The 17769-nt window shown below is 71.6% G+C and carries 17 protein-coding genes; 7 read left to right on the top strand and 10 right to left on the bottom strand.

Features of this window, described 5'->3' with window-relative positions; all coding sequences use genetic code 11:
- Nucleotides 1-8 precede the first annotated feature (8 nt).
- Both ACQUST_RS03605 and ACQUST_RS03600 read right to left on the bottom strand, forming a co-directional pair.
- A complete protein-coding gene (locus tag ACQUST_RS03605; RefSeq protein WP_435125027.1) occupies nucleotides 9-287 on the bottom strand; it encodes a UPF0058 family protein in 279 nt (92 codons plus the stop codon).
- A 123-nt stretch (nucleotides 288-410) separates the two neighbouring features.
- Nucleotides 411-626, bottom strand: coding sequence for a ribbon-helix-helix domain-containing protein (locus ACQUST_RS03600; RefSeq protein ID WP_435125025.1), 216 nt, complete (start codon nucleotides 624-626; stop codon nucleotides 411-413).
- A 183-nt stretch (nucleotides 627-809) separates the two neighbouring features.
- Between ACQUST_RS03600 and ACQUST_RS03595 the strand changes: the two genes are divergently transcribed.
- Both ACQUST_RS03595 and ACQUST_RS03590 read left to right on the top strand, forming a co-directional pair.
- Nucleotides 810-1403 carry a sulfite oxidase-like oxidoreductase gene (locus tag ACQUST_RS03595; protein WP_435125022.1) on the top strand — a complete coding sequence of 198 codons (594 nt, stop codon included), beginning with the start codon at nucleotides 810-812 and terminating at the stop codon, nucleotides 1401-1403.
- 52 nt (nucleotides 1404-1455) lie between these two features.
- Nucleotides 1456-2847, top strand: a complete 1392-nt coding sequence (locus ACQUST_RS03590; protein ID WP_435125019.1) for an isochorismate synthase — start codon at nucleotides 1456-1458, stop codon at nucleotides 2845-2847.
- A gap of 125 nt (nucleotides 2848-2972) precedes the next feature.
- On the opposite strand, the gene ACQUST_RS03585 is transcribed toward ACQUST_RS03590, so the two are convergent.
- Entirely contained in the window at nucleotides 2973-3929 is a 957-nt protein-coding gene (locus tag ACQUST_RS03585; protein ID WP_435125016.1) for a transcription initiation factor IIB, read from the bottom strand.
- A 307-nt stretch (nucleotides 3930-4236) separates the two neighbouring features.
- On the opposite strand from ACQUST_RS03585, the gene ACQUST_RS03580 reads away from it, so the two are divergent.
- Nucleotides 4237-4632, top strand: coding sequence for a hypothetical protein (locus ACQUST_RS03580; protein WP_435125013.1), 396 nt, complete (start codon nucleotides 4237-4239; stop codon nucleotides 4630-4632).
- A 12-nt stretch (nucleotides 4633-4644) separates the two neighbouring features.
- Nucleotides 4645-5274, top strand: coding sequence for an METTL5 family protein (locus tag ACQUST_RS03575; protein WP_435125012.1), 630 nt, complete (start codon nucleotides 4645-4647; stop codon nucleotides 5272-5274).
- 36 nt (nucleotides 5275-5310) lie between these two features.
- Here the strand turns inward: ACQUST_RS03575 and ACQUST_RS03570 are convergent, their stop codons facing one another.
- Nucleotides 5311-6993, bottom strand: coding sequence for a rhomboid family intramembrane serine protease (locus ACQUST_RS03570; protein WP_435126103.1), 1683 nt, complete (start codon nucleotides 6991-6993; stop codon nucleotides 5311-5313).
- Nucleotides 6994-7132: 139 nt separating this feature from the next.
- The gene (locus ACQUST_RS03565) at nucleotides 7133-8827 is read right to left on the bottom strand and encodes a flippase activity-associated protein Agl23 (RefSeq protein WP_435125009.1); all 1695 of its coding nucleotides are present in this window, start codon (nucleotides 8825-8827) and stop codon (nucleotides 7133-7135) included.
- Nucleotides 8828-9014: 187 nt separating this feature from the next.
- Between ACQUST_RS03565 and ACQUST_RS03560 the strand changes: the two genes are divergently transcribed.
- Together ACQUST_RS03560 and ACQUST_RS03555 are read left to right on the top strand one after the other, a co-directional pair.
- Nucleotides 9015-9311, top strand: a complete 297-nt coding sequence (locus ACQUST_RS03560) for a hypothetical protein (protein WP_435125006.1) — start codon at nucleotides 9015-9017, stop codon at nucleotides 9309-9311.
- 92 nt (nucleotides 9312-9403) lie between these two features.
- Entirely contained in the window at nucleotides 9404-9838 is a 435-nt protein-coding gene (locus ACQUST_RS03555; protein ID WP_435125004.1) for a universal stress protein, read from the top strand.
- A 2-nt stretch (nucleotides 9839-9840) separates the two neighbouring features.
- Here the strand turns inward: ACQUST_RS03555 and ACQUST_RS03550 are convergent, their stop codons facing one another.
- Nucleotides 9841-10548, bottom strand: a complete 708-nt coding sequence (locus tag ACQUST_RS03550) for a hypothetical protein (protein WP_435125001.1) — start codon at nucleotides 10546-10548, stop codon at nucleotides 9841-9843.
- Nucleotides 10549-10695: 147 nt separating this feature from the next.
- On the opposite strand from ACQUST_RS03550, the gene ACQUST_RS03545 reads away from it, so the two are divergent.
- On the top strand, nucleotides 10696-11976 hold the full coding sequence (locus ACQUST_RS03545) for an amidohydrolase (RefSeq protein WP_435124998.1): 1281 nt from the start codon (nucleotides 10696-10698) through the stop codon (nucleotides 11974-11976).
- A 166-nt stretch (nucleotides 11977-12142) separates the two neighbouring features.
- On the opposite strand, the gene ACQUST_RS03540 is transcribed toward ACQUST_RS03545, so the two are convergent.
- The 4 genes from ACQUST_RS03540 to ACQUST_RS03525 all read right to left on the bottom strand — a co-directional run bounded on the left by ACQUST_RS03540 (nucleotide 12143) and on the right by ACQUST_RS03525 (nucleotide 17731).
- Entirely contained in the window at nucleotides 12143-13513 is a 1371-nt protein-coding gene (locus ACQUST_RS03540; RefSeq protein WP_435124996.1) for a geranylgeranyl reductase family protein, read from the bottom strand.
- 192 nt (nucleotides 13514-13705) lie between these two features.
- On the bottom strand, nucleotides 13706-14770 hold the full coding sequence (locus ACQUST_RS03535) for an ABC transporter permease (RefSeq protein ID WP_435124995.1): 1065 nt from the start codon (nucleotides 14768-14770) through the stop codon (nucleotides 13706-13708).
- The gene (locus ACQUST_RS03530) at nucleotides 14767-16041 is read right to left on the bottom strand and encodes an ABC transporter permease subunit (RefSeq protein WP_435124992.1); all 1275 of its coding nucleotides are present in this window, start codon (nucleotides 16039-16041) and stop codon (nucleotides 14767-14769) included. Before ACQUST_RS03530 ends, ACQUST_RS03535 begins: the two co-directional genes overlap by 4 nt.
- On the bottom strand, nucleotides 16034-17731 hold the full coding sequence (locus ACQUST_RS03525; RefSeq protein WP_435124989.1) for an ABC transporter ATP-binding protein: 1698 nt from the start codon (nucleotides 17729-17731) through the stop codon (nucleotides 16034-16036). Before ACQUST_RS03525 ends, ACQUST_RS03530 begins: the two co-directional genes overlap by 8 nt.
- Between the last annotated feature and the right edge of the window lie 38 nt (nucleotides 17732-17769).

Below are 17769 nucleotides of genomic sequence, written 5' to 3'. Positions count from 1 at the left end.
CGGCCATCTCAGATGCGGGATTCGGCGTCGTCGGCGAGTTCGGCCATGCGCTTGCCGACGCGGCCGGCGTCGGAGAACTCGTCTTCGGACATCGCGGCGGCGAGCGCGTTCCCGAGGACGAACACGGCGTGTTTGTGTTCGCTCTTGGACTTGTGGACGTGCGAGGGGTCGACGCTGAGTCCGTGGTACGGTTCGAACAGCGCTTCGTCGACGTCCTCGCGTTCGCTGAAGTACTCCATGATCAGCACCATCTGCTCGTGCAGTTCGAGGAGCTCGTCCTTGTGCATGGTCGTGCGTAAGTAATTCCGTGATTTAAGCGTTGTTGGGGAGGGCGTACCACGGCGCACCCGCGGGGGAGGCGCCGAGACCCCGGAATCGGCGGGGACCTGACCGCACAGCCGGTCGCCGAGTCAGAAGACGTACTCGTCTTCGTGGCCCATCATGCCGTCCTCTTCGAACCCCGGCTCCGTCTCCTCCTCCTGCGGGCCGCTGGTCTTGTACGCCTTGATTCCGGTGGAGATGAGGTCCTCGATGGCCTCCTCGCGGTTGACGAACTCCCCCTGCTCGACGAGCTGTGCGATCTGCATCTCGAGGTGCTCCGGGATGGTGACTTCGACTTTCGGCATTACCGGAGGCTTCCAGGGGTTCGTATAAAAAGGCTTCGGGGGTGGTTTCGCCCGCGCACAACCATTATTCACGGTTCCTGGTATCGGGTTTCAGCCACCGGAACAGTTCTTCGCTAATCGCCTAATTTCCGGGTGGTCGCCGAAGTCGATAGCCTTTGGTGAGCGCGGCACCGACGTTCGAGCATGGTTACGGACGTCACCGACCTCCACGAGGAGTTCGGCGGGGAGCGGCTCCCGCCGGGGCAGCGCCGGACCGACCGGTTCCCGGTGCTGTCGAAGTCCGGGACGCCGAGCTGGGACCCGGAGACGTGGGAGTTCGAGGCGTGGGGCGCCGTCGACGAGCCGTTCTCGGTCGGCTACGAGGCGTTCACGGAGCTGCCGTCGACGACCCAGCGGCAGGACTTCCACTGCGTCACCGGCTGGTCGAAGTTCGACTGCGAGTTCACCGGCGTCACGTTCCCGGAGCTCGCCGCGCAGGTCGGCGTCGACGACGACGCCGAACACGTCATGTTCCACGCACTCGACGGCTACACGACGAATCTGCCGCTGGAGACGTGCATGCGCGAGGAGGTGATGTTCGTCTACGAGTACGACGGCGACCCGCTGCCGGCGGACCACGGCGGCCCGCTGCGCGTCGTCACGCCGCACAAGTACGCCTACAAGGGCGCGAAGTGGGTGACGGGCGTCGAGTTCCTCACCGACCACGAGCGCGGCTACTGGGAGAAGCGCGGCTACTCCGACTCCGCGAACCCGTGGAACGAAGAGCGGTACAGCTGAGCGGACGACCGGAACCAGAGCCGTCAAGGGAGTGCCCGGCGAACGTCGACCAATGAGTCAGTCGGAGGGCGAGCCGCGGGCGACGCGACCGGACCCCGACGCGTCGCTCCACAGCCGGAGCTGTGAGGTGTCAGACGTCTCGTACCGCGCGTTCCTCTCCGCGCAGGGGACACCGCGGGTCCACTGGGCCTCACCGGCCGGCCTCGAACTCGTCGGCGCCGGCGCCGCAGCGCGGCTCGTCTGCGACGGCCCCGACCGGTTCGACGCGCTCCGCGACGCCGCCGCGACGCTGTTCGACGACGTCGACCACGACGGCCCCGCCGCGACCCGGCCCCGCGTCCTCGGCGGCCTCGCGTTCCGCGGCGACCACCGCGCCGACGCCGACGAGCAGCAGCGCCGAGACGGCGAACCCCGGCGTCGAGACGGCTGGGCGGGGTTCCCGGCGTCGTCGTTCGTGCTGCCGGCGGTGCAGTTGACGCGGGGCGACGACGCGACGTGGCTGACCGTGAACCGCTACGGCGACGACGTCGACGCCGCGGACGCCGACGCGGCGCTGACTGCGGCGCGGGAGTCGCTCGCGGACCTGCCGATGATGCGGCCGAGCGGCGGGAAGCCGGGCGTCGCGTCGACGACGTGGCGGACGTCGCGGGCGGACTGGACTGACCAGGTCGCCCGCGTCGTCGACCGCATCCGTGCCGGCGAACTCCGGAAGGTGGTGCTCGCGACGGCGCTCGACGTCGACCTGGAGACGCCGGTCGACATCCCGGACGCGCTCGAACGGCTCCGCCGGACGTACCCCGACTGCTACCGGTTCCTCGTGCAGCCGACCGACGCCGCCGGCTTCTTCGGCGCGCCGCCGGAGCAACTGGTCGAGCGGGACGGCCGCACCGTCCGGACGGAGGCGCTCGCCGGGTCGATGCCGCGCGGCGAGACGCCGGAGGCGGACGCCGAGCACGCCCGGTCGCTGCTGGACAGCGAGAAGATACAGCACGAACAGCGCGTCGTCGCCGAAACCATCTGCGAGCAGCTCTCGACGTACGGGGACGTGACGGAGGGGGAGCAGGGGCTCCGGAAGCTCTCGAACATCCAGCACCTCCGGACGCCCATCGAGGCGACGCTGCACGAGGACACGCACGTCCTGACGCTGGTGGAGGCGCTTCACCCGACGCCGGCGGTCGGCGGCCTCCCGCTCGAGGAGGCGCTCGCCACGATTCGGGCGACCGAGACGTTCGACCGCGGCTGGTACGCCGCCCCGGTCGGCTGGTTCGACGCCGACGGCGACGGCGAGTTCGCGGTCGGCATCCGCTCGGGCCTCGCGGGCGACACGTCCGCGACGCTGTTCGCCGGGAACGGTATCGTCGCCGACAGCGACCCGGCCGACGAGTGGGACGAACTCCAGCCGAAGGTCCGGCCGATTCTGGACGAACTGGAGCGCGACGACTGACCGGCGAGCGGCGCGGACGGACCGGGAGAACGGACGACACGGACGGATTCGAGCGAGCCGACGGACGCGGAGAGAAACTACGGCGCGGTTCGGTGGCGGTCGAGGTGGGCGGTTCCTGAGCCGGGTCAGCGGAAGCCCATCGCTTCGATCTGCTCTTGATACCGGTTGCGGATGGTGACTTCGGTGACCTGCGCGACGTCGGCGACTTCACGCTGCGTCTTCTTCTCGTTGCACAGCAGCGACGCGGCGTAGATGGCGGCGGCGGCGAAGCCGGTCGGGGACTTCCCGGAGAGCAGGCCCTGTTCGGCGGAGACATCGATGATTTCGGTCGCTTTCGCCTGCGTCTCCTCGCTGAGGCCGAGCGCGGAGGCGAACCGGGGGACGAACTGCTTCGGGTCGACCGGCTTGAGTTCGAGGCCGAGTTCCTGGGAGATGTAGCGGTACGTCCGGCCGATCTCCTTCTGTTCGACGCGGGAGACCTCGGCGACTTCGTCGAGGCTGCGCGGGATTCCCTCCTGGCGGCAGGCGGCGTACAGCGCCGCGGTTGCGACGCCCTCGATGGAGCGGCCGCGAATCAGGTCCTCCTTGAGCGCGCGTCGGTAGATGACGGAGGCGACCTCCCGTACCGACCGCGGGACGCCGAGCGCGGACGCCATCCGGTCGATCTCCGAGAGCGCGAACTGGAGGTTCCGCTCGCCGGCGTCCTTCGTCCGGATGCGCTCTTGCCACTTCCGCAGCCGATGCATCTGGCTGCGCTTTTTCGAACTGATGGACCGGCCGTAGGCGTCTTTGTCCTTCCAGTCGATGGTGGTCGTCAGCCCCTTGTCGTGCATCGTCTCCGTGACCGGGGCGCCGACGCGGGACTTCGACTGGCGCTCGGAGTGGTTGAACGCGCGCCACTCCGGGCCGCGGTCGATCTGTCGCTCGTCCAGAACCAGCCCGCAGTCGTCACACACTAACTCCCCCTGGTCCGCGTCCATGACGACCTCGTCCGACCCACACTCCGGACACGTCACCTGCTCGTCCGACTGTTTCTCCGACTCGCCTGCCTCCCGCTGTCGCTGTCGGCTCGGACCTTCCATTAATAAGTTTTGTGACCCCGATTGTATGTAAACCTTGGGGTCGTTCGGGTCGTCGAATCCGTTGGACTCCTCCGCCGCATCACGGATTTTCCGGCGATACCCGGGTCCGGCCGAACCGACAGCCATGTCCCCCGTCTCCGGCGGCAATCGGTCGCCGCGACGGCTCGTTCTGCCCGCCGCTCCGCTCGGCTCGCCGGCCGCGACCGGCCCGCTACTCCCGAACAACTCACCGCCCCACCGCGACGAGGAATTACTATGGCGCATTTACCAACTCTTTTGTATTACCACACTATATTCGGAGGTGACCATGAGCACGAGCGCGACGACGAGCGTGGAGCGGGCCGTGGCGGCGAGCGAGCCGGCTGACGTGGAGGCCGTGACGCTGGACGCCGCGGCGCTGGAGTCGACGGCGCCCGAACACCTCCGCGACCTGAAAGCCGACCTCGCCGCGGAGGGCTACCACCCGGCCGGGCTGCGGGTGACCGCGTGTTTCGAGGAGGACTGCTCGCTCGACACCCAACAGGAGGCCGACCGGCTCCGCGGACTGGTCCGGGCCGCGTCGTTCCTCGGCGCCGGCGAGGTGACGGTCGTCGCGGACGAGGTCGCGAACCCAGCGAAGGCCGAGCCGGCGCTCGCCGCCCTCGCCGAGCGAGCCGAACGGGAAGGCGTCAGCCTCACGGTGCAGGGGCCCGTCGACCCCTGACGTGACAGCGCCGTGAGCCGACAGGCACTCGAAGGAAAGCTCGCCGTCGTCGCCGGGTTCGAGGACCCGACGGCGGAGCTCGAACAGTACCCGACGCCGGCCGACGTCGCCGCGCACGTCGTCCACCTCGCGGACCTCCGCGGCGACGTCGCCGACCGGACCGTCGTCGACCTCGGTGCCGGCACCGGGATGTTCGCGCTCGGCGCGGCGCTGCGGGGAGCCGGCCGCGTCGTCGGCGTCGAACTCGACCGCGGCGCGCTCGACGTCGCCGCGCAGAACGAGCGGCGCGTCGGGGCGCGCACCCCGATTCACTGGGTGAACGGCGACGCGACCCGGCCGCCGCTCGCCCGCGACCGCTTCGACGGCCCCGTCACGGTGCTCATGAATCCGCCGTTCGGCGCGCAGTCCGGGAACGAACACGCCGACCGGGCGTTCCTCGCGACGGCCGCCGAACTCGCCGACGTCTCCTACTCCGTCCACAACGCCGGCAGCCAGTCGTTCGTCGAGTCGTTCGTCGCCGACGAGGGCGGCGACGTCACCGACGCCTTCCGCGCGACGCTCACCCTCGACAGGCAGTTCGACCACCAGACGAGCGAGCGCCGCGACATCGACGCCGACGTGTTCAGAATCGAGTGGCAGTGACGCGGCCACGGGCGCTGAGACGGACGCCGGCGCCGCTCAGTTCCCGCGGTACGTCTCCCGGTTCGCGACTCTGACCCGGGTCTCGTTGTCGGCGGTGACCGCGAAGACGGCGCGGCCGTCGCGGACGAACCGGAGGCCGCCCGCCGTCACCGTCTCGTTCTGCTCGGGAATCGGTGCGACCGCGGTGTCGCCGCCGTCGACGCCGCCCGCGACGACGAGGCTGAACCCGGAGCGGTTCGCGGCGACCGTCACCGTCCGGCCGCCGATTCTGGGCTCCGCGGTCGCGTTCGGCGACACGTACGCGACGCGGCCGACGGAGCCGTGGCGGACCCGGACCCGGTAGACGGTCGCGTTGCCGACGGGCGTCCAGCCGCGCCGCGTCGCCGTCACGGTCTCGCGCCAGCCGAGGCCGCCGACGACCACGGTCGCCTCCCCGGCGAACGCGAGTCTCCCCTTCGTGACGGCGGTCGTCCAGACGGCGCGGTCGGGGTTGCGGACGATGACGCCGGAGGTGTTGACGGTGGTCGTCTCGCCGAACGCGCTGACGTCGACGACCGACACCATGCCGTCCTCGACGTCCTCGGCGTACGTCACCTGGTAGCCGCGGACCTCGACCGGGTCGCCGGGGAGCGGCTCGTCGTCGACGGCGTAGAGGTTCACCGGAATCGCCGGGCCGGCGAGCGCCGCCGTCGACACCAGCATGAGCGCGACCGCGACGCGGCGCGGCGTCGGCGACGCGGCCGCGGCGCGGAGCGTCTCGACCGGGTCGGCGTCCCGGCCGGCGGCGAACGCCGCGACCAGCACCGCGAGCCCCACCACGAGCGTCAGACCGACCGCGCGGTACAGCACGTACGTCTCGCCGCCGCGGAACCAGTAGACCGCCCACAGCGACTGCGAGACGGCGAAGACGACGGTGCCGACCAGGAGCCGGCGCGGCCGCGGGAGGTCGTCGCCGCGGCGGACCGCGAGCCAGCCGGCGAGCAGCACGCCGGTCAGCAGGCCGAGCGCGTGCCCCTGTATCGCGATGTTCGACCACCACGGCGTGATGTACGCCGCGCGGCCCGACGCGACCGTCACCGGGTTCTGCAGCGCCGAGTACGCGACGTCGACGACGTTGGACGCCGACAGCGCGACGACCGCCGTGAACGGCCGGTAGAGCAGCCCCGCGCCGGCGAACGCGAACACGACGGCGGAGAAGCCGATGACCGGGCCGACGGCGAACGCCGCGGTGAGCACCGCGACGGCGAGCGCGGCCGCCGGGAACAGCACGAACGCCCGGACGTACGGATTCGTTCGGACGCTGCCGAACGCCTCGGCGCCGCGCCGGTCCGGAAAGTGCCCCCAGACGTACTCCGCGAGCGGCGCGAACACGAGCGTCGCGAACACGTTCCCGAGCAGGTGGCCGGGGCCGGCGTGGGCGACGCCGGCCGTGAGGATGCCGAGCGGCGCGAAGTACGACCACGCCCGGAACGGGATGACGACCGGGTTGTACCAGTGCGCCAGTCCGCCCTGCACGAACAGGTACACCGCGACGACGACGGCGACCGTCGTCAGCGACCCCCACGGGACGCCGAGCAGGAACCGTCGTCGCGGCGCGGCGCGGCCGGCGGCCGGCCCGCGGGTGGCGGCGTCGCGGTCGCGGTGCCGGCGGCTGCTGCGGTCGAGCCAGACGCCGACGGCCGTGGCGACCAGCGCGGCCAGCACCAGCGCGACCCGCATCGCGAGTTCCACGTTCACGGACGGCGCTGCGGCCTCGCGGTACTTCACCGTCCCGGTGACGGCACCGAACCGCCGAAACGGCCGGCCGCGAAGCCGCCGACGACCGACCGAGAACGGCCCGTCCGCGAGGGCGACCCGGCTACTGCGGCGCGACGAACACGACGACTTTGCGGTCCCAGAGGCCGAGGTGGAGGTCGAACTGCCGGTACTCGGGGAGCGCCTCATGGACCGCGACGCGGCGCTCCGGGGTCGTGACGACGACCGGCGGCGCGTCCCCGGGGATGAACGTCACGGACGGGACGCTGGTGACGTCGGCGTCGGCGCGCTCGAAGTACCACTGCAGCGGGAGCCGCGCGCCCCACGCCTTCTGGTCGCGGGACGGTATCGGCGGCTGCGCGTACTCCCGCTCGGTGTCGAATCGGTCGCCGACGTACGCGACGTCCGCGCCGTCGACGTTCGCCGCGATGACCGGCTCGGCGGCGTCGAGCATCGGGTCGAGGTCGTCGCTCGGCTGCGCGAACTGCGCGAACGGCGAGCCGGGCTGTGCGGGCGCGTACGCGCCGGCGACCGCAGTGCCGACGCCGGCGCCGACGGCCGAGACGACGAGCAGCGCCGCGACGACCCGCGCCGGGTTCACGGCCGTGTCGGCGCCGGTGAGGCCGCGGGCGACGTAGCCGCGGACGCCGCGGGCGAGCCGTGCGACGCCGACGGCGGCGGGGAGCGCGAGCCACGGCAGCACGTGGACGGCGGTCCACGGCTCCGCGCGCATCGACGACAGCGGGAAGACGAGCAGGCCGACGCCGGCCGCGTAGCCGCCGAACGCGACGACGCTCCGGGTGTCTCGCCGGTACCGTTCGAGCGCGAAGCCGACGAGCGCCGCGACGAGCATCGGCCACGCCGTGTGGACGAGCGTCGACGCGTAGCCCGCGACCACCGGGATGAACGCCGGGCCGGCCGGCGCGCCGGGGTCGAGCCGGAACGCGACGTGGACCTGCGCGAACTTCTTCGGCGACGCGACGAGCGCGCGGACCACCGCGGTCGGAATCGTCGCGGGGCGGTTCAGTCCGACGCCGCCGGAGGCGGCCCGCGGCGCGAAGAACACGACGACGACCGCGAGGAACACGAACAGCGACCGGGCGAGCGGCGTGACGCGGTCGACCAGCCAGCCGCCGGCCGCGCCGACGGTGCTGAGCGCCTCCCGCGGCGCGCCGCGGACGCGCGCCTCGTCGACGACGAGCAGCGCCGCGGCGAGCCAGACGAACGGGTAGGCGACGGCGAAGCCGGACGCCGAAAGCGCGAGCGCGAACGACGCGGCGGCGAGGTACAGCGCCGGCCGACTCCCGGTGTCGCGGAACCGGACGACGCCGCCGACGGCGACGAGGCCGAACGCCGCCGCCGGGACGTCGCCGCGGAGGAACCGCGAGTAGTACAGCAGCAGCGGGTCGGCCGCGAGCACCCCGGCGAGCGCGACGGTCTCGTCGTCGCGGAGCGTCCCGCGGAACAGCAGCGCGGCGAGCGGCAGCAGGCCGCCGACGACCGCGACCGGGACGCGGGCGGCCGCGTCGGTCGGCGGCGCCACCGACAGCCACCACCGGCCGACGACGTACAGGAACGGACCGCCGGCGACGGGGCGGTACTCCCACGCCCCGGTTTCGAGGAACCGCAGCGTCCAGTAGCCGACGCGGCCCTCCCCCCAGTGGAACGGCCGCGCGCCGAGGAACAGCAGCCGCGCAGCCAGCGCCGCCAGCGCGATGACCGCGACGGCGACGACGACGCGGTCAACGCGGCCCCGGCGGCCGGTCGAGCCCGCGTCCGCCTCGTCGCCGCGTGACATACCGGGCCGTGTCGCCGCCGCGGTAGTATGTCTTCGGGTTCGCGCCGAGCGCGTGGCAGTTCCGGGCGCGACGAGCGTCGCCGCGTGCCACCGCGTGCTGGCACGGACCGCCGGGCGCCGCCACGGGCCGCCACGCCCGGCCCGGCGAGTCGACACGCTCTTTCGCGCCGACCGCCTTCGGTTGGCCATGTCACTTGTCGCGTCGCTTCCGGGGCGAGCGCTCTCGGACGCGGAGGTCGCGTCGCTGAACCGGGCGGACAGCGTCGAACTCGCGGTCGCCGTCGACGACGACGGCGACACCGACGGCCTGCTGCTCGCGACCGACTCGTGGGTGAAGGGGCTGCGGTTCATGGGCGGCGCGTGGGAGGTCGTCGAGACCGTCGGCATCGACGACGTCGAAGAGCGGTACGACGCGCTCCGCACCTGCGAGGACGCCGTCCGCGAAGCCCACGCCGCCGCGGAGGCGGAGCGAACCGACGCGTAGGGGCGCGTCGCGGGGGAGGGACCGATCGGCCTATCGCGAACCGGGAGACGGCCACCGGTTTTATTCCGCTCTCACGGAAACGTCGGGTCGAGATGTACGACGAGATTCTCGTGCCGACCGACGGGAGCCCCGCCGCCAACGCCGCCGTGAAGCACGCCGTGACGGTCGCCGAGCGGTTCGACGCGACGCTGCACGCGCTGTACGTCGTCGACGCCACCGCCTACTCGACGCTCGAAGCCGGCAGCCAGGTCGTCGTCGAGGCGCTCGAAGAGGAGGGCGAAGACGCCGTCCAGCAGGTGGCCGAGGCCGCCCGTGACGCCGACGTCGAGGTCGTCGAAACAGTGACGTCCGGCACCGCCTACCGCTCTATCCTCGACTACGCCGACGACCACGACGTCGACCTCATCGTCATGGGAACCCACGGCCGGCAGGGGCTCGACCGCTACCTACTCGGCTCCGTCACCGAGCGCGTCGTCCGCACCGCGAACCAGCCGGTGTTGACGGTCCGGATGAAAGACGAGGAGTAGCGCTACCGCGACGCGTCGGTCGACGCCGCGATCTCGACGTCGTCGACGTAGTGGGCGGCGTCGGCCTCCCAGATGACGGAGACGCCGACGGCGAAGTGCAGCGTCTCCGGCACCGTCTCGGGCCGCCAGTCGAAGCCGTACTCGCGCCACCCGTCAGCGAGGTGCAGCGGTTCGTGGGGCCCGCCGGCCGGGGCGCCCGGCGTCGACGACGTGTTCTCGCCGGGCGACGGGAAACTGCTCTCGTCGGTCGGTTGCTCCGGGCCGAGCAGGACGACGAGGTCGCGGAGGGCGTTGAAGCTCTCGGAGGCGCTCCACGCCTGCAACGACACCGAGAACGACGACGCGTCCGCGGGCGGCGTCAGCGTCGTCGTCGCCCACGCGGTGCCGTCGTCGTGATCGCCCTCCGTGAACAGTTCGAGGCTCCACTCGCCGGTCGCCGCCTGCGCCCGGGAGCGCTGAATCCGCCAGTCGAACGCCGACAGCGGCTCCTCCGGCCCGATGCTCGCCGCCGTCTCCCAGTCCACGTCGGACTCGAACCCTTCGGCCAGCAGCGCGTCGGCCGGCGCGGACACGCAGCCCGCGAGCCCCGCGCTCCCGACGACCGCGCCGCCCAGCGCCGCGCCACGCCGCAGGGCGTCCCGGCGCGTCACGCCCCGGTTCGCGGCCGGCTCCGGCGTCGGCTCCGAGCCACCGGTCGAATCTCGTTTCACGGCCGGAGTTCGGCGGGGACCGCGGTAAGCGTTCGCCCGAGCCGCGGCGGGTCACGGGCGGCGGACGGCCCGCGGAGACGCGCGCCGGTAGTCGGTCCGGTTCGCCGCGAGGACTCCCTTTATCCGGTGTGGCGACGAACGCCGGCTATGAGCCTCGCAGTGCAACACGACGACCTCGTGCAGCTCCGCCGCGACCTCCACCGACACCCGGAGCCGGCGTGGTGTGAGTTCTACACGACCGCGCGCCTCGTCGACGAACTGGAGACCCGCGACCTCGACGAACTCCACTACGGCCCCGACATCCTCGGCTCCGAGCGGATGAACGTCCCGGACGACGACGAGCTCGCCGAGTGGTTCGAGCGCGCCCGCGACGAGGGCGCCCGCGAGGACGTGCTCGCCGAAATCGAGGGCGGCTACACCGGCGCCGTCGCGGTGGTTCGCCGCGGCGAGGGCCCGGTGGTCGGCGTCCGCGTCGACATCGACGCGCTCCCCATCACGGAGGCCGACGAGGAGACGCACGCCCCGGTCGACGCGTCGTTCCGGTCGGAGCACGACGGCTGGATGCACGCCTGCGGCCACGACGCGCACGCGACGTTCGGCGTCGGCGTCGTCGACGAGATTCTCGCGTCCGACTTCGAGGGGACGCTGAAGGTGTTCTTCCAGCCGGGCGAAGAGCAAATCGTCGGCGGCAAGCCGATGGCCGACTCCGAACTCATCGACGACGTCGACTACCTGTTCGCGGCGCACGTCGGCCTCGACCACCCGACCGGCGAGGTCGTCGCCGGCGTCGACGGCTTCCTCGCCGTCTCGCACTTCCTCGCCGAGTTCGAAGGCGAGCCGAGCCACGCCGGCGGCCACCCCGAGCAGGGGAAGAACACGGTGCAGGCGATGGCAGCGGCCATCCAGAACCTCTACGGGATTCCGCGGCACGCCGACGGCGCGACCCGCGTGAACGCCGGCCTCGTCGGCGGCGGCACCGCCACCAACATCATCCCCGAGGAGTCGTTCGTCGAGGGCGAGGTCCGCGGCGAAACCACGGAGCTGATGGAGTACATGGACGAGAAAGCCGAAACCGTCCTCCAGTCGGCGGCCGACATGCACGAAGTCGACGTGACGACCGAACGGCTCGGCCGCGCCCCGTCTGCGACCTCCGACCAGGAACTCGTGGACATCGTCGCCGACGCGGCCGCCGACGTCGACGGCGTCGACTCCGTCCTCGACCGCGACACGCTCGGCGGCAGCGAAGACGCCACCTACCTCATGCAGGAGGTGCAGAACAACGGCGGCTACGCCACCTACGTCGGCGTCGGCACCGACCACCCCGGCGGCCACCACACCTCGACGTTCGACGTCGACGAGGAGTCGCTCGACATCGGCGTCGGCCTCCTCTCGAACGCCGTGCTCGCCGCCGCCGAACAGCGGCCGTAACGCCGTCGACGCCGAACAGCAGCCGTAGCCGTCGACGCCGCAACACACCCGGTTTCTCTCCGTTTTCGTCGCGACGACGAAGCAGCGTCCAGCCGAGGCTGCAGACGCAGCCGTCGAGACGGAGGAAAACTGTGAGAAGTCGTCGTCGCCGCCGGTCGCCGCGTGGTCAGTACTTGGGGTCGGCGCCGGTGACGTCGTAGACGCGGTCGAGCAGGTCGTCGCGGCGGTCCTGCCACGCGCCGAGCGCGGACGGCCGGCTCGGGTAGCGCTGGTAGTGGCTCAGCAGGTCGTCGGCCGCGCGCTTCGCCTTGTAGAAGTCCCAGATCTGGCTCCAGTAGCCGTAGCTGTCGCGGGCGACGCGGGCGGCGAGCCGCGGCCCCATCGACGTCGTCCCGGAGTAGAGCGCCTCCGCGAGCTTCTCGCCGGGGAGCGACGCGAGCAGCCCCATCAGGTCGTCGACGTCGACCGCGGTGGCGAGGATGTTGTAGACGTCGAGGGCGGCGTAGCGCGCGCCGAAGTGGTCCATGACGCGCTCGTTGTACCGCCACAGCATCTCCTCGGACGCGTCGCCGGCGTCGATTGCCTTGGCGGCCTGCTCGGCGGCGTACTTCCCGGCGTAGGCGGCGCCGGCGATGCCGCCGCCGGTCGTCGGATTGACGTGTCCGGCCGCGTCGCCGACCGCCATGAACCCCGGCGCGACCGCCGAGTCGTACGGGCGGCGCGTCGGCAGCGCCGCGCCGAGTTTGTCCTTCACGGTGGCGCCCTCGAACTCGGGGCGGTCCCGGAGGTCCTGTTTGAGGTCCTCGACGAGCTTCATCGGCTCTTCGGTCATCTGGAAGCCGAGCCCGGCGTTGATTTCGGTGTCGGTGCGCGGGAAGTACCAGACGTAGCCGGCGGCGGTCCGCGTCGGCTTGAACACGAGCGCGTCGGTCCACTCGACCGGCTCCGGCACCTCGACGACCTCGCGGTACGCCGAGCAGAACTGCGTGTACGAGACGTTCGTGTCGAACGTCGCGGCGTCGAGGTCGGCGTTGTCCTGCAGGATCGAGAGCGCGCCCGCGGCGTCGATGGTGACGTCGGCGTCGTACTCGACGACCTCGCCGTCGCGTTTCCCGCGGATGCCGGTGACGCGGCCGTCGTCCGTCTGCGTGACGTCCTGGACGACGGTGTCGTAGTGGAAGTCGACGCCGCGGCGCTCGGCGCCGTCGATGATGCGGCGGCCGTACTCCCACCGGTCGATGACGGCGAGTTCGCCGGGCACCGGGATTTCGAGGACGGTGTCCTCGCTCGGAATCTCGAAGCGGCCGTGCGTGACCCCGGTGTTCGTGAACGCCGGCTCGATCTCCGACTTCGGGATGGCCTCCGGGAACGCGTCCGCGCCCTTCAGCGCGTCGCCGCAGGCGATGTGCCCGGCTTCCTCCGCGGATTTCCGCTCGACGACGACGACGTCGAGCCCCGCGTTCGCGGCGGTCGCCGCCGCGTAGCAGCCGGCGGTGCCCGCGCCCACCACCGCGATGTCGGGTTCGTGCGTAGTCATTACCCGGTTCTCACTCGCCGCGCGGCAAAAAACTCGTTATTCGACCCGGCAGTTCCGTCGGCGCCGAGCCGACGGATTCCGCGGCGGAGAGTCGAGGCGGCGCGGAGCGACACAGCGCCGGCGACGCGGCGTGATTCGGAGGGACGCGGGGCGGCGAAGAGCCGGACGCGAGGCGACGGGGAGTGAGGCGCGCTACTCCTCGCCGGACTCGTAGTGCTCGCCGGCCGCGTCCGGCGTCCGGGTGCGGCCGAACAGCGCGAGCACGATGACCACCGTCACGTACGGGATGGTGCGGACGAGCGGCTTCGGAATCGCGACGACGTCGCGCGCCTGCAGCGTGAGCTGGAGCGCGTCCAGCCCGGCGAACAGCATCGTCGACAGCAGCGCGCCGACCGGGTTGTAGTTCCCGAACAGGAACGCGACGATGGCGATGAACCCCTTCCCGTTCACCATCGTCGGGCCGCTCCCCGTGAACTGGCCGAGGCTGAGTGACAGCGCGGCGCCGCCGACGCCGGCGAGGACGCCGGACAGCAGCACCGCGGCGTAGCGGACGCGTTTCACGTCGACGCCGGCGGTGTCGAGCGCCTTCGGGTTCTCGCCGGCGGCGCGCACCCACCGGCCGAACGTCGTCCGGTTCAGCGTCCACCACGACGCCGCGACGGCGACGAACATCAGGTACACCATCGGCGACGCGTCGAACAGCGCGCCGAAGAACGGAATCTTCGACAGCAGCGGCACCCGAATCGCCTCGAACGTCTGGACGCTGGTCGTGTTCGAACTGCCGTAGACGACCTGGGAGACGAACGGCGCGAGCCCGAGCGCGATGAGCCAGACGGCGAGCCCCGCGATGATCTGGTCGGCGCGGAACCGGATGCAGACGACCGCGAACAGCGCCGCGAGCAGCGTCGACGCGAGCACGCCGCCGGCGACGCCAACCCAGATGCTGCCGGAGACGTCGGTGACGTAGACGCCGGCGAACGCCGACACGATGAGCAGCCCTTCGAGGCCGATGTTGAACACGCCCGACTTCTCCGCGAAGATGCCGCCGAGCGCCGCGAACGCGATGGGGACCGACAGCCGGAGCGCCGCCGCGAGCGTCGAGTCCTCGAGGAGCACGCCGAGGACGGCGGCCAGCGTCGCCGTGAAGGCGCCGAACGGCGTCCCCGGGAACGCGAGGCCGACGAGCGCCGTCGTCGCGACCACCGCGAACACGAATCCGGCGACGAGCACGCCGACGCGGTCGCGCAGATCTGTCATTCCGACTCACCTCCGTCGGTCGCCGCCGGGCCGCGGCCGTCGACGCCGTCACCGAGGTTGAGCCGTTTCCCGATCATCCGGAAGAACTCCGGCATCGCGACGAACAGGACGATGAGTCCGCGGAGCACGCCGACGAGCTCCGGCGGCACGCTCGTGGAGACGTCGACGACGATGCTGCCGGACTTCAGGACGCCGAACAGCAGCGCCGCGCCGAGCACGCCGACCGGGTTGTTGCCGGCGAGGATGGAGACGGTGATGCCGTCGAAGCCGTAGTCCGGGACGCCGGTCTGGAAGTTCCCGAGCACCATCAGCGCGTAGACGGCGCCGCCGAGCCCCGCAATCGCGCCCGACAGCGCCATCGACGTGACGACGGTGCGGGCGGCGTCGACGCCGCCGTACTCCGCCGCGTCGGGCTGGAGGCCGCTCGTCCGGATGTCGTAGCCGACGCTCGTCCGGGTGAGCAGGTAGGCGATGGCGAGCGCGAGCACGACGGCGAACGCGGTCGCGTACAGCGAGACGGACGCACGCTCAGGGAACACCAGTTTCGGGAACAGCGCGTACTCGGGGAGCGTCCGGGTCTGGTTCGCGAAGCTCTCGGGGTCCTTGAAGTGGTCCTGGACGAGGTACAGCGCGACCGACGTGGCGACGAAGTTCAGCATGATGGTCGTGATGACCTCGTTGGCGTCGGCGTACGCCTTCAGCGCGCCCGGGATGGCGCCGTAGACGCCGCCGACGACGGCGCCGACGAGCAGCCCGAACGGGACGAGCAGCAGCGTTCCGACGACGCCGGAGACGAGCGGTGAGACGGCGAACACGATGACGGCGGTGGCGAGCGCGCCGAGCACCATCTGCCCCTGCCCGCCGATGTTGAACACGCCGGCGCGGAACGCGACGGCGACCGCGAGCCCCGTGAACACCAGCACCGTCGCCTCCGACAGCGTCGTCGCGAACTGGCCGTTCAGCGGGTTCGCGAGCAGGTTCCCGAACGCGCCGAGGAACAGCTTGTCGTACACCGTAATCGGGTCGTAGCAGAAGCCGACGCCGAGGTACGTCGTCGCCGCGGCGTCGCAGGTCGTCATGCGGCCGGCGGCCAGCACGAGGAAGAAGCCGATGACGACCGACAGCACCAGCGCGGACGTCGAGATGAGCAGCCGCTCGGTCGCGGACGCCTCCGCGAGCCGGTCGAGCCACGACAGCGCCCGCGCCCGAACCGTCGACTCCGGCCCGCCCTCCGGGGCGCCCTCCTCGCCCGACGACGGGTCGTCACTCATCGTCGTCACCTCCGGCGGTTGCGGCGTCGGTGCCGGGCGTCTCCCCGGCGGCGTCGGCGCCGTCCGCGTCCGCCCCGTCCGCTTCCTCCGCCCCGTCTGCGGCCGCGTTCGCGTCGGTCCGGATGCTCGGCACGTCGTCGGGGCGTTCGCCGGCCATCAGGAGGCCGAGCTGCTCTTCGGTGACTTCGTCGGGGTCGACGACGTCGACGACGCGGCCGCGGTACATGACGGCGAGCCGGTCGGAGAGCCCGCGGACCTCGTCGAGTTTCGACGAGACCAGAAGCACCGCCTTCCCGTCGTCGCGGAGGTCGATGAGCTGGTCGTGGATGAACTCGGTGGAGCCGATGTCGACGCCGCGGGTCGGGTGGGAGGCGACGATGCAGTCGGGGTCGCGGGCGAACTCGCGGCCGACGATGAACTTCTGCTGGTTCCCGCCGGAGAGCGACTTCGCGTCCGCGCCGGGGTCCGGCGGCCGGACGTCGTAGGTGTCGATGACGTCGGCGGCGTGCTCGGCGGCGTACTCCCAGTCGATGCGGCCGGCGTGGGCGAACGGCGGGTCGTGCTGGCTGCCGAGCACGCCGTTCTCCACGAGGTCGAAGTCCATGACGAGCCCGCGCTCCTGGCGGTCCTCGGGGACGTACGCCATGCCGGCGCGGGTGCGCTCCCGGCGGGAGTCGTCGGTGACGTCGTCGCCGTGGAGCCGGACGCTGCCGGCTTCGGGGCGGCGGAGGCCGGTGACGACCTCGACGAGTTCGGACTGGCCGTTGCCGTCGACGCCGGCGACGCCGAACACTTCGCCCTCCCGCACCGTGAACGAGGCGTCGTCGACGGCGGTGACGCCGCGGTCGTCCTCGGCGGAGACGCCGTCGACCGACAGCACCGGGTCGCCGGGGGTCGCCGGCGGCGTGTCGGTTTCGAGGACGACCTCGCGGCCGACCATGAGCTCGGCGAGCTCCTCGCGGCTCGTGTCGGCGGTCTCGACGGAGCCGACGTTCCTGCCGTCGCGCAGCACCGTCACTTCGTCCGCCGCCTCCAGCGCCTCGCCGAGCTTGTGGGTGATGAAGATGATGGTCTTGCCGGCGTCGGTGAGTTCGTCGAGGACCGCGAACAGGTCTTCGACCTCCTGCGGCGTCAACACGGCGGTCGGCTCGTCGAGGATGAGGACGTCGGCGCCGCGGTACAGCGCCTTCAGAATCTCGACGCGCTGCTGGACGCCGACGGAGACGTCGGCGACCGTCGCGTCGGGCTCGACGTCGAAGCCGTACCGCTCGGAGAGTTCGAGCACCTCCTCGCGGGCGGCCTCGCGGTCGATGGCGAGCCCGCCCCACTTCGTCGGCTCGTTGCCGAGCGTGATGTTCTCGGCGACCGTCATCGGGTCGACGAGCATGAAGTGCTGGTGAATCATGCCGACGCCGGCGTCGATGGCGTCGCGCGGCGAGTCGAACCGGCGGGGGGCGTCGACGTACTCGCCGTCCTCGTCGCGTTCAAGCCCGTCGCCGTTCACGTACACGTCGCCTGCGGTCGGCTCGTACAGGCCGTACAGTACGTTCATCAGCGTCGTCTTCCCGGCGCCGTTCTCGCCGAGCAGGGCGTGGACCGTCCCCTGCTCGACGGAGAGCGTCACGTCGTCGTTCGCGACGACTCCGGGGAAGCGTTTCGTGATCCCGTCGAGGCGGACGGCCTCAGTCATTCAGGTTCGGGTTTCACCGGTATCGGCATAAACGACGC

The sequence above is a fragment of the Halobaculum sp. D14 genome (assembly GCF_051195135.1).
Classification (GTDB): Archaea; Halobacteriota; Halobacteria; order Halobacteriales; family Haloferacaceae; genus JBNTKA01.
The sequence above is the reverse complement of the archived record's forward strand: the minus strand, read 5'-3'. Positions and strand labels throughout refer to the sequence as shown.

Coding starts and splice junctions, on each gene's coding strand:
- ACQUST_RS03540 (WP_435124996.1), bottom strand. CDS start 13,513: ATGACTACGCACGAACCCGACATCGCGGTGGTGGGCGCGGGCACCGCC.
- ACQUST_RS03525 (WP_435124989.1), bottom strand. CDS start 17,731: ATGACTGAGGCCGTCCGCCTCGACGGGATCACGAAACGCTTCCCCGGA.
- ACQUST_RS03530 (WP_435124992.1), bottom strand. CDS start 16,041: ATGAGTGACGACCCGTCGTCGGGCGAGGAGGGCGCCCCGGAGGGCGGG.
- ACQUST_RS03555 (WP_435125004.1), top strand. CDS start 9,404: ATGTACGACGAGATTCTCGTGCCGACCGACGGGAGCCCCGCCGCCAAC.
- ACQUST_RS03565 (WP_435125009.1), bottom strand. CDS start 8,827: ATGTCACGCGGCGACGAGGCGGACGCGGGCTCGACCGGCCGCCGGGGC.
- ACQUST_RS03570 (WP_435126103.1), bottom strand. CDS start 6,993: ATGCGGGTCGCGCTGGTGCTGGCCGCGCTGGTCGCCACGGCCGTCGGC.
- ACQUST_RS03585 (WP_435125016.1), bottom strand. CDS start 3,929: ATGGAAGGTCCGAGCCGACAGCGACAGCGGGAGGCAGGCGAGTCGGAG.
- ACQUST_RS03580 (WP_435125013.1), top strand. CDS start 4,237: ATGAGCACGAGCGCGACGACGAGCGTGGAGCGGGCCGTGGCGGCGAGC.
- ACQUST_RS03600 (WP_435125025.1), bottom strand. CDS start 626: ATGCCGAAAGTCGAAGTCACCATCCCGGAGCACCTCGAGATGCAGATC.
- ACQUST_RS03545 (WP_435124998.1), top strand. CDS start 10,696: ATGAGCCTCGCAGTGCAACACGACGACCTCGTGCAGCTCCGCCGCGAC.
- ACQUST_RS03535 (WP_435124995.1), bottom strand. CDS start 14,770: ATGACAGATCTGCGCGACCGCGTCGGCGTGCTCGTCGCCGGATTCGTG.
- ACQUST_RS03605 (WP_435125027.1), bottom strand. CDS start 287: ATGCACAAGGACGAGCTCCTCGAACTGCACGAGCAGATGGTGCTGATC.
- ACQUST_RS03560 (WP_435125006.1), top strand. CDS start 9,015: ATGTCACTTGTCGCGTCGCTTCCGGGGCGAGCGCTCTCGGACGCGGAG.
- ACQUST_RS03595 (WP_435125022.1), top strand. CDS start 810: ATGGTTACGGACGTCACCGACCTCCACGAGGAGTTCGGCGGGGAGCGG.
- ACQUST_RS03590 (WP_435125019.1), top strand. CDS start 1,456: ATGAGTCAGTCGGAGGGCGAGCCGCGGGCGACGCGACCGGACCCCGAC.